At 65.7% G+C, this 13,384-nt stretch carries 16 protein-coding genes; 8 read left to right on the plus strand and 8 right to left on the minus strand.

All coding sequences use genetic code 11. The annotated features are described in order from the left end of the window. Both rplM and rpsI read left to right on the plus strand, forming a co-directional pair. A partial coding sequence (gene rplM, locus JNJ68_RS02565) for a 50S ribosomal protein L13 (RefSeq protein ID WP_294978556.1) occupies positions 1-364 on the plus strand: 364 nt, incomplete at its 5' end. 2 nt (positions 365-366) lie between these two features. Next, complete coding sequence (gene rpsI / locus JNJ68_RS02570; protein WP_294978559.1) at positions 367-849, plus strand: 30S ribosomal protein S9; 483 nt, start codon at positions 367-369, stop codon at positions 847-849. A 142-nt stretch (positions 850-991) separates the two neighbouring features. Here rpsI and JNJ68_RS02575 read toward each other — a convergent pair whose 3' ends face one another. Then, positions 992-1,195, minus strand: coding sequence for a DUF1127 domain-containing protein (locus tag JNJ68_RS02575; RefSeq protein ID WP_294978561.1), 204 nt, complete (start codon positions 1,193-1,195; stop codon positions 992-994). 70 nt (positions 1,196-1,265) lie between these two features. On the opposite strand from JNJ68_RS02575, the gene JNJ68_RS02580 reads away from it, so the two are divergent. The 5 genes from JNJ68_RS02580 to JNJ68_RS02600 all read left to right on the plus strand — a co-directional run bounded on the left by JNJ68_RS02580 (position 1,266) and on the right by JNJ68_RS02600 (position 6,010). After that, the gene (locus tag JNJ68_RS02580) at positions 1,266-2,690 is read left to right on the plus strand and encodes a PLP-dependent aminotransferase family protein (protein WP_294978564.1); all 1,425 of its coding nucleotides are present in this window, start codon (positions 1,266-1,268) and stop codon (positions 2,688-2,690) included. Between the two features lie 122 nt (positions 2,691-2,812). Beyond that, a complete protein-coding gene (locus JNJ68_RS02585) occupies positions 2,813-3,073 on the plus strand; it encodes a hypothetical protein (protein WP_294978567.1) in 261 nt (86 codons plus the stop codon). A 167-nt stretch (positions 3,074-3,240) separates the two neighbouring features. After that, on the plus strand, positions 3,241-4,110 hold the full coding sequence (locus JNJ68_RS02590; protein ID WP_294978570.1) for an ABC transporter permease: 870 nt from the start codon (positions 3,241-3,243) through the stop codon (positions 4,108-4,110). Next, positions 4,107-4,916 carry an ABC transporter permease gene (locus JNJ68_RS02595; protein WP_294978573.1) on the plus strand — a complete coding sequence of 270 codons (810 nt, stop codon included), beginning with the start codon at positions 4,107-4,109 and terminating at the stop codon, positions 4,914-4,916. The genes JNJ68_RS02590 and JNJ68_RS02595 overlap by 4 nt, the downstream gene beginning before the upstream one ends. Before the next feature lie 20 nt (positions 4,917-4,936). After that, positions 4,937-6,010 carry an ABC transporter ATP-binding protein gene (locus tag JNJ68_RS02600; RefSeq protein ID WP_294978576.1) on the plus strand — a complete coding sequence of 358 codons (1,074 nt, stop codon included), beginning with the start codon at positions 4,937-4,939 and terminating at the stop codon, positions 6,008-6,010. 166 nt (positions 6,011-6,176) lie between these two features. On the opposite strand, the gene JNJ68_RS02605 is transcribed toward JNJ68_RS02600, so the two are convergent. From JNJ68_RS02605 to JNJ68_RS02630, 6 genes are all read right to left on the minus strand, one after another. Next, a complete protein-coding gene (locus JNJ68_RS02605; RefSeq protein ID WP_294978837.1) occupies positions 6,177-6,794 on the minus strand; it encodes a TetR/AcrR family transcriptional regulator in 618 nt (205 codons plus the stop codon). Then, positions 6,791-7,663 (minus strand): polyphosphate kinase 2, encoded by an 873-nt coding sequence (ppk2, locus tag JNJ68_RS02610; protein ID WP_294978578.1) that lies wholly within the window; start codon positions 7,661-7,663, stop codon positions 6,791-6,793. The genes JNJ68_RS02605 and ppk2 overlap by 4 nt, the downstream gene beginning before the upstream one ends. A gap of 62 nt (positions 7,664-7,725) precedes the next feature. Then, positions 7,726-8,643: a homoserine O-succinyltransferase gene (gene metA, locus JNJ68_RS02615; protein WP_294978580.1), complete on the minus strand. Its 918-nt coding sequence runs from the start codon at positions 8,641-8,643 to the stop codon at positions 7,726-7,728. 58 nt (positions 8,644-8,701) lie between these two features. Then, positions 8,702-9,559 carry an ATPase gene (locus tag JNJ68_RS02620; RefSeq protein ID WP_294978583.1) on the minus strand — a complete coding sequence of 286 codons (858 nt, stop codon included), beginning with the start codon at positions 9,557-9,559 and terminating at the stop codon, positions 8,702-8,704. 103 nt (positions 9,560-9,662) lie between these two features. After that, a complete protein-coding gene (locus JNJ68_RS02625) occupies positions 9,663-10,730 on the minus strand; it encodes a hypothetical protein (RefSeq protein ID WP_294978586.1) in 1,068 nt (355 codons plus the stop codon). Positions 10,731-10,810: 80 nt separating this feature from the next. Continuing rightward, positions 10,811-11,698 carry a DMT family transporter gene (locus tag JNJ68_RS02630; RefSeq protein ID WP_294978589.1) on the minus strand — a complete coding sequence of 296 codons (888 nt, stop codon included), beginning with the start codon at positions 11,696-11,698 and terminating at the stop codon, positions 10,811-10,813. 101 nt (positions 11,699-11,799) lie between these two features. Here JNJ68_RS02630 and JNJ68_RS02635 point away from each other — a divergent pair, with 101 nt between their 5' ends. Next, the gene (locus tag JNJ68_RS02635) at positions 11,800-12,270 is read left to right on the plus strand and encodes a hypothetical protein (protein WP_294978593.1); all 471 of its coding nucleotides are present in this window, start codon (positions 11,800-11,802) and stop codon (positions 12,268-12,270) included. Here JNJ68_RS02635 and JNJ68_RS02640 read toward each other — a convergent pair. Further along, entirely contained in the window at positions 12,267-13,256 is a 990-nt protein-coding gene (locus tag JNJ68_RS02640) for a zinc-dependent alcohol dehydrogenase family protein (RefSeq protein WP_294978596.1), read from the minus strand. The genes JNJ68_RS02635 and JNJ68_RS02640 overlap by 4 nt on opposite strands. Positions 13,257-13,384 lie beyond the last annotated feature (128 nt).

The following is a 13,384-nucleotide window of genomic DNA, read 5'->3' on the forward strand; positions in this document are numbered from 1 at the left end:
CATCCTGCGCGGCAAGAACAAGCCGACCTTCACCCCCCACATGGACATGGGTGACAATGTCATCGTCATCAACGCCGACAAGGTGCAGATGACCGGCAAGAAGCGCGACGACAAGGTCTATTACTGGCACACCGGCCACCCCGGCGGCATCAAGCAGCGGACCGCGCGGCAGGTGCTGGAAGGCGCCCACCCGGAACGTGTGGTGGAAAAGGCCGTCGAGCGGATGATCACCCGCAACCGCCTGGGCCGCCAGCAGATGACCAACCTCCGCGTCTACGCAGGTGCCGCGCATCCGCATGAGGCGCAGCAGCCGACCGTTCTGGACCTCAAGGTCCTGAACCCGAAGAACACCCGGAGCGCGTGATCATGGCCGATATCAAATCTCTCGATGACCTGAAGTCGGCTGTCGGCTCGGCGCCCGCCGCGGTCGAAGCCGCACCCCGTCTGCCCGTCCGCGACAAGCTGGGCCGCTCCTACGCGACCGGCAAGCGCAAGGACGCGGTTGCCCGCGTCTGGGTCAAGCCCGGCTCGGGCAAGGTCGTGGTCAATGGCAAGGAAATGGCTGTCTACTTCGCCCGCCCGGTGCTCCAGATGATCCTGAAGCAGCCCTTCACCGTGGCCAATGTGGAAGGCCAGTTCGACGTCTATGCGACCGTCGCCGGTGGCGGGCTCTCGGGCCAGGCCGGCGCGGTGAAGCACGGCATCTCGAAGGCGCTGCAACTCTATGAACCCGCGCTGCGCGGGGCGCTGAAGGCGGCAGGCTTCCTGACCCGCGACAGCCGCGTCGTCGAACGGAAGAAATACGGCAAGCCGAAGGCCCGCCGCTCGTTCCAGTTCTCGAAGCGGTAAACGGTGCGCTGAAGCACACCCTACGAATGCGAAGGCCCGCCCCACCGGCGGGCCTTTTGCTTTGGCGTGGCGCAAAAAAGAAGGGCCGGGGAAGACCCGGCCCAGTCAGGGGTAAGAGCGAAGACCGCTCGGGGATGGGCTGTCAGGACTGCCAGAAGGGTTTGGCGCTTTCGCGGCGCGCGTCCTGCGCCTCGAGGCCGATGTCGCGCAGCAGATGCGCGTCCAGCTGGCCAAGGCGCTGGCGGTCGCGGCGGCGGCTGGCGACGGCGGTGACGGCAGCGATCAGGCGCGCGACGACACCCGGACGGGCGCGCAGGGGAAGGGTTTCGATGTGGCTGTGGGGCATTGCTGCCTCCTTCGATTTGTGTTGATACAATATGCCTTCCAAGGTAAGTATATTGTATCAATATCCCGCAATGAGTCGCCAGAGGTTTATTGTGACTGATACAAGTTGGGCGCCCGATCTGACTCAATTCCCCGGTCCGAAGTATCTGGCGCTGTCTCGCGCCTTGCGGGATGCGATCCGGAGTGGGGATCTGCCTGCAAATTCCCAACTTCCGACGGTGCGAGACCTTGCCTGGCGGTTGCAGCTTACCCCGGGAACCGTGGCCCGGGCCTATCAACTGGCGACCCAGGAAGGGCTGCTGGCGGCGACCGTGGGGCGGGGGACGTTTGTAGCGGCACAATCGCCGCGCCTTGGGCCGACCCAGCCCTTGTATGCTGAACGCATCACCGGCGGCGCGACCGGGCTGGTCGATCTCCGCGCCCCGCAGGTTCCCGACATGGGGCAGGGCGAGGCCTTCCGCCGGGCGCTCCTGGAGATGGCCGAGGACACCGGCGCCGGGTGGCTCGACTATACCAGCCAGACCGGCGAAGCGGGTCTGCGGGCCGAGGTTGTGGCCTGGATGGGCGACCGGATCCTGGGGCCGGTGGGGCCGGAGGATGTGGCGCTGACCCATGGCGGGCAGAACGCGATCCACGTGATCTTCGACTGCTGCCTGCGCGGGGAACGCCCCGTGGTGCTGATCGAGGATCTGGCCTATCCCGGCTTCCGCTATGCCGCCCGTGCCGCCCGGGCCGAGGTGGTGCCGGTGGAGATCGACGAGCACGGCATCGTGCCGCAAGCGCTGGAGGCCGCCTGCCGCCGCCACGGCGCGCAGGTCCTGTGCCTGACCACCGAGGCGCAGAACCCCACGACCGGACGGATGCCGGTGGAACGGCGGCAGGCCATCGCCGAAATCGCCCGCGCCTACGACCTGCAGATCCTCGAGGACGACTGCTATTCCGTCGCCGTCTCGGACATTCCCTCCTTGCGCGCGCTCGCTCCCGAACGGGTCTGGCTGGTGGGCTCTGTCTCGAAGACCCTCTCCGCAGCCCTGCGTTTCGGCTATGTCATCTGTCCCGCCGGCATGGGCGAGGCGGGTCGCCTGACCGCCCAGCACGGCTTCTTCGCCCTGTCCCGCCCGGTGTCCGACCTGATGTTGCGGCTCTTCCAGTCCGGCGAAGCCGCCCGTATCCGCGAGCGGGTGCAGGCCGAATTCGCCGCCCGCCAGCAGATCCTCGTCAACCACATCGGCGCCTTCGACCTTGGCTGGCAACCCGGCGTGCCCTTCGTCTGGCTGCGGCTGCCCTTGGGCTGGCGCGCTTCGACCTTCCTGCGCACCGCCGAGGCGCGCGGTGTCCTCGTCCGCTCGGCCGACGAATATGCGCTGATCCATGGCCGCGCCCCGAACGCCGTCCGCATTGCCATCGCCGCAGGCGTCAGCCGCGAGTCGTTCGTCACCGCGATGCGCACGCTGGCCGACCTTCTGGCCCGTCCGCCCTCGGATCTGCTGGTGTAGGGGATCCCTTACCTGTTGCAGATCGGACTCGTTGCTGAGGATTTGATCTATCGAAAGGTTGACCGAAGGGCAGGCGCTGGCCGAAAGTTGCCGCACGAGCAGACAATAAAGAGAGCCCGAAAATGGGACTGCAACATGCCTTTCACGCGCCGCATGGCGGCGCGGATTTTCTTGGTTGGCGCAAGACGCGGCAAGGATCGACCGAAATCGTCTATGACGACGGCGTTGCCCGCCGGATGATCTGGCGCGTCGCCACCGACGACCCGTCGGAGGCCCGCATCAGCGAGGCGCTGCGCGTCGCGGTCGGTGCGATCCGCATCGTGCCCACGCTTTACGACGAGCTTAAGAAACGGGCGATCGCCATCGAGCGCATCGCCGGATAAGACCTCAGCTCTGACACATGCCGGGGCCGGGGCCGCAAGTCCCCGGCCTTGGCTCATGCGGGGTTGATTTCATCAGGAAATGATGACCCTCTTGCCTGAACGGGATCATTCGGTCTAGTTTTGATCAAATGACAAGGCTGCCGAAGTGCGGTCGGACAGGGGGAAAGATGGCTGCAACGCCCAGTTCCGAGGTCAGATCCGGCCTCAAGCTGATCTCGCCACCGGTATTCTACGCGATTCTGATGTTGGCCGCGCCGCTTGCCACGGTCCTGATCTATTCGGTCATGACCGGCGAGAAGGGCGCTGTCTCCCTCCCGCTTACCCTTGACAACTACTATGAGCTTTTCACCAAGCCGATCTACCGCGCGCTGATGTGGCGGTCACTGATGGTGTCGTTCTTCGTGACGCTCGCCACCGTGCTTCTGGCCTATCCGGTGGCCTATTTCGTCTCCTTCCACGTCAACCCGTCGCGCAAGTCGCTGTGGCTCTTCCTGATCACCATCCCGTTCTGGACCAGCTACATCATCCGCGTCTCGCTGTGGCGGACGATCCTTGGCTACGACGGCATCCTCGATTCCGTGGTCATGGGCCTCGGCCTTTCCGACACCCAGCCGAACATCCTGTCGAACGGGGTCCTGTCGATCATCATCACGCTGGCCCATGCCTACGCGCCCTTCGCCGTGCTGCCGATCTTCGTCAGCCTGGAGAAGGTCGACCGCAGCCTGCTCGAGGCCGGGCAGGACCTCGGCGAAAGCCGCTGGATGACCTTCCTGCGCGTCACGCTGCCGCTGTCGCTGCCGGGGGTGATCGCCGCGGTGCTGATCGTCTTCATCCCGACGGTGGGCGACTATGTGACGCCGGAACTCATCGGCGGCGGCCGCACCCCGATGATCGCCAACCTGATGGAGACACAGATGCTGAAGCAGCGCGATCAGGCCATGGGCTCGGCCATCGCGGTGGCGGCGATGACCATCGTGGCGCTGATCTCCATCGCCTTCGTGCTCTGGAACCGCCGCTTCCTGGGAGGCCGCAAATGAAGAAGGGCTCTGGTCTCTCGGTCTACGCCATCCTCTACCTGATCTTCCTCTATGCCCCGATCCTGATCCTGCCGGTCTTCGCCTTCAACGACTCGCAGGTGGTGGCCTTTCCGCTCAAGGGCTTCACGACCCAGTGGTTCGGCGAGATGTGGGCCGATGCCAACCTGAGGAGCGCGCTCTTCCGCAGCCTGGTGATTGCGCTTTGCACCGCCTCGCTCGCCACGATCCTGGGCCTCTTCGCCGCCCGCGCCTCGGTGCGCTACAATTTCCCCGGCAAGACCCCCGCCATGGGCCTGATCATGCTGCCGATGGTGCTGCCCGACATCGTCATCGCCATGGCGCTCTTGATCGTGCTCCTGTCGCTCTCGGTGCCGCTGTCGATGCTGACGATCATCATGGGCCATGTGCTTCTGTGCATGCCCTTCGCGGTGGCGATCCTCACCTCGGCCTTCCAGAGCCTCGACAAGTCGCTGGAGGAAGCGGCGCTGGACCTGGGCGAAACCCGCGCCGCAACCTTCCGGCTGATCATCCTGCCCCTGGTCATGCCGGGGATCATCGCCAGCTTCCTGATCTGCTTCACCATCTCGATCGACGAATTCGTGCTGGCGAACTTCCTCGGCTCGGGCAAGCCGGTGCTGTCGGTCTATATCTTCGGCCAGTTCCGTTTCCCCGCAAAAGTGCCCTCGATGCTGGCGCTGGGGACGATCCTCGTTCTCTTCTCGATCATCCTGCTCGGCTTCGCCGAGTACATGCGCCGCCGCGGCATCGCCAAGGCGGGTGGCAAAGATTCCGGAGGCTTCCTGTGACGTCTGCTGACCAACCCACGATGATCGAATTCAAGGACGTCCATAAGTATTATGGCGACTACCACGCGCTGCGGGGGATCAATGGCACGATCAAGGCGGGGGAGTTCTTCTCGCTCCTCGGTCCCTCGGGCTGCGGCAAGACCACGCTCCTGCGCACCATCGCCGGATTCGAGGACATCTCCTCGGGCGTGATCATGATCGACGGCAAGGACATGGCCCGCGTCGCAGCCAATACCCGGCCGACGAACATGGTTTTCCAGAGCTACGCGATCTTCCCGCATATGAGCGTGGCGGAAAACGTGGGCTTCGGGTTGCGCAAGGACCCGCGCTCGAAGGACGAGAAGGCTGCCGCGGTCGCCGAGGCGCTGGAGATGGTCGGCCTCAAGGGCTATGGCAAACGCGCAGCCCATGCGCTGTCGGGCGGCCAGCGACAGCGGGTGGCGCTGGCGCGGGCACTGATCCTGAAGCCGAAGGTCCTGCTGCTGGACGAACCGCTTTCGGCGCTCGACAAGAAAATGCGCGAACATATGCAGGTGGAACTGATCAAGCTGCAACGCCAGGTCGGCATCACCTTCATCCTGGTGACGCATGACCAGGAAGAGGCGCTGGTCATGTCCGACCGCATCGCCGTGATGTTCGAGGGCGAGATCGCGCAGCTGGCCGACCCCGAAACGCTGTATCGCCGCCCGAACTCGAAGAAGGTCGCGGATTTCATCGGCACGATGAACTTCATCCCGGCGACGGTGCTGTCGGAAGCGGGCGACAAGGTCGAGGTGGACGCCAAGGGTCTGGGTCACGTCACTATCGACGCCGCGATGGCCCCTCCGGCCAAGGGCGAAAGCCCGGTGGTGGGGCTGCGGCCCGAGACACTGACGTTGCTCTACGACGACCAGAAGGCTGCCGAGCGTGAGACGGAAGGCGTGATCGACGAGGTGATCTATTTCGGCGACATGACCTATTACGACGTCTATCTCGGCGGGACGGATGTTGAGGTGCGGCTGTCGATGCGCAACGTCCCCGGCCGCCCGGTGCTGGATGTGGGGACGAAGGTGCGGGTGGCGTGGTCGCCGTCTGCGCTGGTATTGTTCCGGTAGAAATACTCCTCGTTCGACTTCGTCCTCCTCGTCGTGGGGCAAACCCAGCGAGGAGGGGCGAAGTCACCGACGAGCCTCTGGGGCGGGTTACGAAAGTCTTAACGTCCGCAACCAACTTACTGATTTTGTTGACCTATCAGCGTTTGTCCACCGTGGACACCCGTCCTCACCGATCCGGCGACAAGAGCCCCAGCCCCCGCAGATAGATCCCGATCCCGGTCTCCAGCAAGTCCTCCGGCGGCCAGGGCTGCGGCCCGCCGTTGCCGCGCAGGAACAGCTCCACCACCCCGTGCGACACTGCCCAGACATGGGCCGAGACCATGCTGGCCGGGGGGCGCCGCCCCTCGGGCAGGCCCCGCACCAGCCCCTCCGCCGCCCGGTCCATCGTGGCCCGCGCCTTGGCCGAAACCTGGGCCAGATCGGGATGCTGGCCCGGCTGGAGGCCGCTCTCGAACATCGCCTGATAGTGGCCGGGATATTTCCGGGCAAAGGCAAGGTAGGCCCGCCCCGTCGCCTCGAAGGCCGCAAGGGGGGAAGGCCGCCCCTGATCGTAGGCGAATTCCAGCAGCGCCGCGAAGATGTCGAACCCCTGCCGCGCGACCTCGGCCAGCAGGTCGTCCCGCCCCGCGAAATGCCGGTAGACCGCCGCCGGGGTCACATCCGCAGCCTTCGCCGCCTCAGACAGGGTGAAGCCCTGCGGCCCCTTCTCGGCGATCAGCGCCAGTGCCGCCTCGACCAGCGCCTGCCGGAGGTTGCCGTGGTGGTAGCCCCGCTTCAAGGTCAGTCCTTCGACCGCAGCTTCGGCCCGCCGCAGATCCTGTCGTCGACCTTGCCGATGGCCGCCTTGTCCTTGCCGGGGTAGTCCGCCGCCGACAGGATCGTCTGGATCGCCGCGATCCGCGCGCGTTTCTTGTCGTCGGACAGGATCACCGTCCAGGGCGCGTGCTTGAAATGGGTCTTCTGCATCGTCTCGTCGATGGCGGTGCAGTAGTCGTCCCATTTCGCCAGCCCGTCCACGTCGATCTGGGACAGTTTCCACTGCTTCAAGAGATCCCCTTCGCGATCGAGGAAGCGCTTCAGCTGCTCGGCGCGCCCGACCTCCAGCCAGATCTTCAGCAGGATGATGCCTTCATCGACGATCATCTGCTCGAACTCCGGAAGCTGGCGGAAGAACTTCTCCCGCTCCTCGGGTTTGCAGAAGCCGAAGACATGCTCGATCATCGCGCGGTTGTACCAGCTGCGATCGAACAGCGCGATCTCGCCCTTGGCGGGCAGCCAGTCGACGTAGCGCTGGAAATACCATTGCTGGCTTTCCCGCTCGTTGGGTTTCGGGAGCGCGACGACATAGGCCTGTCGGGGGTTCAGGTTCTCGGTCACCGCCTTGATCGTCCCGCCCTTGCCGGCGGCATCGCGGCCCTCGAACACCACCAGCAGGCGCTTGCCCGAGGTCTTGAGCCCGGCCTGCATCTTGGCCAGCTCGATCTGCAGGGCCTCCATCCGGGCGTCGTAGTCCTTGCCCTTGATCTCCTCCCGGTAGGGATAGGACTTGGTCAGGATGTCGTCCTTCCCCGCCTTCTCGATTGCCGTGCGCACCTCTTTCGGCGCGCCTTCGCGGAAGTAGCGGCTGATCGCGCCGTCGAATGGTAGGGTCATGGCAGGCCTCCCGGTTTGCCGCCAGTATGGCGATTGGGTGGACCAGCGCAATGTGGCGTGGCTCAGCGGCCGATCTCGTCCAGGTCGTAGGGCGTGGACTGGTAGATCTCATTGATCCAGTTGCCGTAGAGAAGATGCGCGTGGCTGCGCCAGCGGTTCAAGGGCGGGCGCGAGGGGTTGTCGTCGGGGTAGTAGTTCAGCGGCACGTTGATCGGGGTGCCGTTGGCCACGTCGCGGTCGTACTCCTGCTTCAGCGTGTCGCTGTCATATTCGAAGTGGTTGAAGATGTAGAGCGCACGGTGGGCGGCGTCCTCGACCAGGCAGGGCCCGACCTCGTCCGAGCCGAGAAGAGTCTTCAGCCCCGACGCGGCGGCGATCTCGCCCTCGCGCATCTCGGTCCAGCGGCTGACCGGGATCACGAAATCATCCGAGAAGCCGCGCAGATAGGGCGAGGTGGGGGCGAGGTTCTGGTGGCGGAAGCAGCCGAAGGCCTTGGCGGGCAGCATGTGCTTCTTCACGCCGTGGAAATGGTTGATCATCGCCATCCCGCCCCAGCAGACTCCGAAGGTGGACTGCACGTTGGACTGCGTCCAGTCCATCACCTCGCAAAGCTCGTCCCAGTAGGTGACATCCTCGAAAGCGAGGTGCTCGATGGGCGCGCCGGTGATGATCAGCCCGTCGAACTTCTCGCTCCGGACGTCCTGGAAAGGGCGGTAGAAGGTCGCCATGTGCTCGGCGGCGGTGTTCTTCGTCGTGTGTTCGGACATGCGGATCAGGTGCAGGTCGATCTGCAGGGGCGTGGCCCCGATCAGCCGGGCGAACTGGTTCTCGGTCTGGATCTTCTTCGGCATCAGGTTGAGAAGACCGATCCGCAGGGGCCGGATGTCCTGATGCGCGGCGCGGTCGGGGGACATGACCATGACACCCTCGGACCGCAGCACGTCATAGGCGGGCAGGGTTTCGGGCAGGGTGATGGGCATGGGTCGGGTCCTTGGAATGAGGGCCAAGAGCTAGGGGGTTATCGTTCCGGTTGCAAGGTCAGGCGCGGTCGATGGCGCGGGCCATGAGCGCGTCGAAATCCTGCGTGCTGGCGACCGCGCCGACTTCCTCGGCCGTAACGGTCACGCCCCAGCGCGCCATCGCGGCATAGCGCGGCTGGCGGTGGGCAAGGGCGCGGGCAAAGGTCCAGCGGACGAAATGGTCTGGATCGCAGGTTTCCTCGGTCACGGAATGGGTTGCGCGGTAATCTTCCCACATCGCGTGAAGGAAGGTTGGCTGGTAATACATCGGTTTCGGCGCGCGGTCGAAGCGTTTCACCAGTTCCGCCGTATGGGCATCGGATCCCTTGATCCAGACCATCAGCAGGGTGTCGGCAAGCTGGCGCATCACCGGATCCTGCGGGTCCTCGGGCTCGACCACCTCGCAGATCGAGCCGGAGGTATCGCAGACGAAGTTCGGGTAGCCGTAGATTTCCTCGGCCCGTTCCATGAAGCGGGCGGTGTCGAGCGTGGCGGCGATTTCCGCCTGACGGTGCTGGTCCTGCCGCTTCATGTATTCGGCGAAGGGCACACCGCCCTTGGCAGGGTCGCCGGGCTTGCCGAGGTAGGTGGAGAGCGGCGCGAGATTGTCGAAGGTGATGTTCGAGGCGATGTAGACCGAGTCGGTCATGAGGAGTTCGCGCAAGAGCGGCACCTTCATCGCCTCGCGCTTGAAGTTGTCGGCGATGAATTCGCCCATGTAGCGGGTGCCGATCCGGTAGTCGACCGAGTAGTGGAACCAGTCGCCGTGATCGCGGAGGAGGTTCGAGAGGTAGGTCTTGCCGAGGCCGGACATGCCGAAGAGCATGATCCGCTTGCGGGAGGCTTTCAGGTAGTCGGCACCGGAACGGTAGATCATCGCGTCACCTCTTCGCGGCATCTGTTAGCCGGGCGGGGGGCGTTCCACAACGGAAAACCCCGCCCGGTCGGGGGCGGGGTTTGTTATCGCAGGGTGTGGCGTATTAGAACGTATAGCCGATCTTGATGCCGACGCCGACACCGCTGTTGCCGGTGAAGACGCCGCCGATCGGCGGGTTCGTCGTGGCATCGCCAAGATCAACGTAGCGGATGCCGCCGGTGATCTTCATGTTGTCCATCGTATAGGTCGCGGCGAGGCCGATGCTCTTCATCCCGTCGGTCGGGCCGAGGTTTCCTGTGGTCTCGCCATCGGCCTTCTCGTAGCCAAGGGTCACGGCACCCGACCAGTTCTCGTTGAATCGGCGACCGATGCCAAGGTTGTAGGTCACGCGGTCGCTGGCATAGTCGACCAGCGGGTCGGCCGGCGGATAGATTGGCGGGTCGATGATGAAGGCGGTCCAGTCCACCCAGCGGATCGAGCCGAAGAGCAGCGTGTCCTTGGCGATGCCGGTCTGGAATTCCAGGTTCACCGACTGCGGAATCTCGGTGTCGAATGTCCCCGGGATGGCGCCAAACTCCACCGACTCGAGAGAGTGGGTGATCGCCGAGTTGTAGGTCAATGCGACGCGGGCGGCGATTTCCGGTTTTTCCCAGGCGATGCCGAGGACATAGCCCAGTTCGGAATCGTGGTTGGTGGTCAGCGTGTAGCCGCCGATGAAGGGCAGCGAGACCTCGCCATGCACGGTCTCGTAGCGCAGACCGCCATAGACCGAGACGTTGTTCTCGAATTTGTAGCGCAGAAGCGCGGTGATGGCGTTGGAGGTCAGCTCGGCGGTGGACCCCGCAAGCGGATAGGGCGCTGCGCTGGCCGGATAGTTGACGTTCGCGCCGATCGGCTGGTCGAGGATCATCGCCAGCGCCATCCGGTCGCCGATGTCCATCTTGTAGCCGAGGCTCCAGGAATTGTAGCTTCCGGCCATGTCGCCCGAGCTGACCGCTCCGCCGCCGACCGCGCCCTCGACCGTCGGGTCAAAATGCCCGAAGCTGAGCTCGGCGTAGCGGCCCTGCTCGAAGAGAATGGCTACCGACTGCGTCGACCGTTCCACGCCCCCTGCGTGTGCGCCGGTTGCGGCGGCTGCCAGGGCCGTGGTGGCCAAAAGAATGCGCTTCATGTTCCTCATCCCCGATCAAGGATTTCCCCTGCGAAGAAGGCTAGGCGCAGCGCGTCAACCGGTCAATCAATGACGCCGCGTCACGGATTCGTGACCCTGCGACCCTGTGGCGCAGATGCGCCACCCCGCAGCGTGATCCAGATGCCGAGGAAGATCAGCGCGGCCCCGGCGAAGAGCGATGCCTGGATGGGCTCGTCGTAGAACAGCGCGCCGACGACGGCGATGATCGGCAGGCGGGCGAAGTCAACCGGGACGACGGTGCTGGCGGGGGCGAGCGAGAGGGCCGTCGTGAGCGAGAAATGCGCGGTGATGCCGGAAATGCCGATCAGCACGAGCCAGGGCAGGGTGGCCAGCGTCGGCCATGTCACGGGGCCGAACAGCATGATCGCCAGCGTTCCGAAGACCGCCTGCATCAGCGTCAGCCAGAAGAGGATCGACAGGATCGGCTCGCCCTTGGTCAGAAGCTTGGTCATCAGGCTGGTCGAGGCGAAGAAGAACGCTGCCCCCGCGGCGGCCAGGACGCCGGGCTCGACATGGCCGAAGTCGGGGCGGGCGACGATCAGCACCCCGGCAAAGCCGAGCGCGGCGGCAACAAGCTTGCGGCGTGTCAGTGCCTCGCCCAGGACGAGGGGCGAAAGCAGGATCACCCAGATCGGCGATGTGAACTCCAGCGCGAAGACCTGGGCGAGGGGGATCATGGTGAGTGCCCAGAACCAGAGCGACTGGCCGGTGAAATGAAAGACGTTGCGCACCAGGTGGCTGGGAAGCCGGTCGGTGCGGATGTCACCGCGCCTGCCGAGGGCCAGCGCGACGGCGACGATGATGACCCAGCCGATCATCGAGCGGTAGGCGAGGATCTCGAACGTGTCGTGCACGCCCTTGATCTGCCGCGTGGCGATGGCCATGGCGGTGAAGGCGGCGATGGCTCCGGTCATCCAGAGCGCGGCGGCGAGCGGGCGGTGGGTCATGCCGCAGACCCTTGCCGGGTGGGGCGGGAATGTCCAGAGCTTGACTTCGGGCAAGGCGGGCAGGGCGGGCCTCGGGTAGGGACAGGGCAGGAGGGTCGGACATGGATCTCTATGTGCTGGCGCGGGTCCTGCATGTGCTGGCGGTGGTGCACTGGATCGGCGGGGTGGCGATGGTGACGCTGGTGATCCTGCCGCAGATGCGAGGACTGCCTGCGGCGGACCGGATCGCGACCTTCGAGCGGCTGGAGGGCCGCTTCGGCGGGCAGGCGAAGCTGTCGACGCTGGTCGCGGGCCTGTCGGGCCTCTGGATGCTGGGACTGACCGACGGCTGGGGCCTGTTCCTGTTGCCGGGCTACTGGTGGCTGCACCTGATGGTCGCGGTCTGGGCGCTGTTCACGCTGATCCTCTTCGTGCTGGAGCCCTTGGTCCTGCACCGCTGGTTCCACGTCCGCGCCACGCGCGACCCGGAGGGCACCTTCGCGCTCGTCCTGCGGCTGCACCGGGTGCTGCTGGCGCTGTCGGCGCTGGCGGTGGCAGGCGCGGTGCAGGGCGCGCATGGCGGGCTCTACTAGCCGGGTACGACGAGGACCTTGACCTCTCCCGGCAATGCAGGGTTGGCAATGGCCTCCGGCGCCTCGGTGAGCGGGATCACGCGCGAGATCAGGGGGGTAGTGTCGATCCGGCCCTCGCTCAGCATCGCCGCTGCGCGGGCCTGGGTGAAGGGGTTGATGAAGCTGTAGAGCAGCCGGATTTCGCGGAAGAGCAGGTCGAAGGGCTCGATCCTGACCGTCTCGCCCTGCGGCATGACGCCGAGAACCACCACACGGCCCCCGGAGCGGGTGAGGCGCGGGGCCATCTCCACCGTTTCGGCGACGCCTGCGCATTCGAGGACGAGATCGGCGCCTTGCGGAAGAAGCGCGTGGGCCTCGGCCTCGGTCGCGGCGGTGTGGCTGGCGCCGAGCGACAGGGCAAGGTCGCGCTTGGCGGGGTGGCGGGTGACGAGGGTGACTTCGGCCCCGGCGTTGCGCGCCAGTTGCACCGCGAGAAGACCGATCACCCCGCCGCCAAGGACGATGACCCGCTCGCCGGGGATCGGCGCGCCGAGGTCCAGCCCGTGCAGGGTGCAGGCGAGCGGTTCGGCGAAGGCGGCGTGCTGCGGGTTCAGGCCAGGGACCGGGATGGCGCGGTGGGCGGGGATCACCGTCCGTTCGGCGAAACCGCCGTCGCGGTGGATGCCGATGGCGCTGTTGCGGGCGCAGAGGTTGACCCTCCCGCGCAGGCATTGGTCGCAAGAACCGCAGGCGATGTTCGGGTCGCAGGTCACGCGGGTGCCGAGGGGCAGGGTGACGCCCTCGCCGCAGGCCACGACTTCGCCCGCGAATTCATGGCCGAGCGTGACGGGCGGGGCGCAGGGAAACTCGCCCCTGAAGAGATGCCGGTCGGTGCCGCAGATGCCCGCCGCCTGGACCCGGACCAGGACCTCGCCGGGACCGGGACCCGGATCCGGGACCTCGACCAGGCCGATCCTGCCCACCGCCTGCAACCGGACTGCCTGCATTTTCGCCCCTCCCTTGACCCGGCGATCATGGCATGGGCGCAGGGGCCTGTCGCCGGGTCTCTGTGCACAGGCGGAGGGGCAGGGTGCAGGGCCCCACGGTTGCCTTGACTCGCGAGGCGGCCTATCTG

The organism is Tabrizicola sp., assembly GCF_016793705.1.
In the GTDB taxonomy this organism is placed as follows: domain Bacteria; phylum Pseudomonadota; class Alphaproteobacteria; order Rhodobacterales; family Rhodobacteraceae; genus Tabrizicola.

Excerpts from the sequence above, each read along its gene's own strand:
- JNJ68_RS02640 (WP_294978596.1), bottom strand. The coding sequence starts at position 13,256 with ATGCAGGCAGTCCGGTTGCAGGCGGTGGGCAGGATCGGCCTGGTCGAG.
- JNJ68_RS02590 (WP_294978570.1), top strand. The coding sequence starts at position 3,241 with ATGGCTGCAACGCCCAGTTCCGAGGTCAGATCCGGCCTCAAGCTGATC.
- JNJ68_RS02575 (WP_294978561.1), bottom strand. The coding sequence starts at position 1,195 with ATGCCCCACAGCCACATCGAAACCCTTCCCCTGCGCGCCCGTCCGGGT.
- rpsI (WP_294978559.1), top strand. The coding sequence starts at position 367 with ATGGCCGATATCAAATCTCTCGATGACCTGAAGTCGGCTGTCGGCTCG.
- JNJ68_RS02595 (WP_294978573.1), top strand. The coding sequence starts at position 4,107 with ATGAAGAAGGGCTCTGGTCTCTCGGTCTACGCCATCCTCTACCTGATC.
- ppk2 (WP_294978578.1), bottom strand. The coding sequence starts at position 7,663 with ATGACCCTACCATTCGACGGCGCGATCAGCCGCTACTTCCGCGAAGGC.
- JNJ68_RS02620 (WP_294978583.1), bottom strand. The coding sequence starts at position 9,559 with ATGATCTACCGTTCCGGTGCCGACTACCTGAAAGCCTCCCGCAAGCGG.
- JNJ68_RS02585 (WP_294978567.1), top strand. The coding sequence starts at position 2,813 with ATGGGACTGCAACATGCCTTTCACGCGCCGCATGGCGGCGCGGATTTT.
- JNJ68_RS02625 (WP_294978586.1), bottom strand. The coding sequence starts at position 10,730 with ATGAAGCGCATTCTTTTGGCCACCACGGCCCTGGCAGCCGCCGCAACC.
- JNJ68_RS02630 (WP_294978589.1), bottom strand. The coding sequence starts at position 11,698 with ATGACCCACCGCCCGCTCGCCGCCGCGCTCTGGATGACCGGAGCCATC.
- JNJ68_RS02635 (WP_294978593.1), top strand. The coding sequence starts at position 11,800 with ATGGATCTCTATGTGCTGGCGCGGGTCCTGCATGTGCTGGCGGTGGTG.
- JNJ68_RS02600 (WP_294978576.1), top strand. The coding sequence starts at position 4,937 with ATGATCGAATTCAAGGACGTCCATAAGTATTATGGCGACTACCACGCG.
- metA (WP_294978580.1), bottom strand. The coding sequence starts at position 8,643 with ATGCCCATCACCCTGCCCGAAACCCTGCCCGCCTATGACGTGCTGCGG.
- JNJ68_RS02580 (WP_294978564.1), top strand. The coding sequence starts at position 1,266 with ATGAGTCGCCAGAGGTTTATTGTGACTGATACAAGTTGGGCGCCCGAT.